The sequence below is a fragment of the Methanotorris formicicus Mc-S-70 genome (genome assembly GCF_000243455.1).
In the GTDB taxonomy this organism is placed as follows: Archaea; AGJL01; Methanococci; order Methanococcales; family Methanococcaceae; genus Methanotorris; species Methanotorris formicicus.
The window spans coordinates 1-505 of record NZ_AGJL01000121.1 but is presented as its reverse complement, the minus strand read 5'-3'; the positions used below and the strand labels follow the sequence as shown (position 1 = coordinate 505).

The window sequence follows — 505 nt, the reverse complement described above, 5'->3', positions numbered from 1 at the left end:
TCTAAAAACGTATAAAAAACGATGGAATATCGAAACAAGATTCAGAATGACTTAAAAACATAGCTAATAAAAACGAAATCAAAGTATTTTAGAAGTAAGATTATTCTTGTTTATACTTAGAGCGATTATTCACAATCTATGGGTTGCAATGCAATGGAAAAACAAAAATACGAATTATAAAACCAAGAATTTAAAAGAATTCGTTATCAAAATTAATGAATTAATTCGAATGCACATATATACAAATAAACCAATAGATAATACTCAGTTGTGCATACCTAATGCATATTCGGAGATACTGATAAATATCAATTACATTAAAGATTTCAATACAATAATTTACCCTAATTCCCATCACACATTTAGATATATAATTACAATGTGGAAATAGTTAGATACTATTAAGTTTTAGCAATTGAAGTAATAACCATTATTAACAAACTTACCTAAATTTAACATCATACAACGTCTTAATATTATAGGCGATTGTAAAGAGCAATAATTT

1 pseudogene is annotated in these 505 nt (G+C 25.1%); it reads left to right on the top strand.

The annotated features are described in order from the left end of the window. Positions 1-59: 59 nt before the first annotated feature. Positions 60-301 (top strand): annotated as a pseudogene (locus METFODRAFT_RS11820) (hypothetical protein); the annotation flags it as partial. Between the last annotated feature and the right edge of the window lie 204 nt (positions 302-505).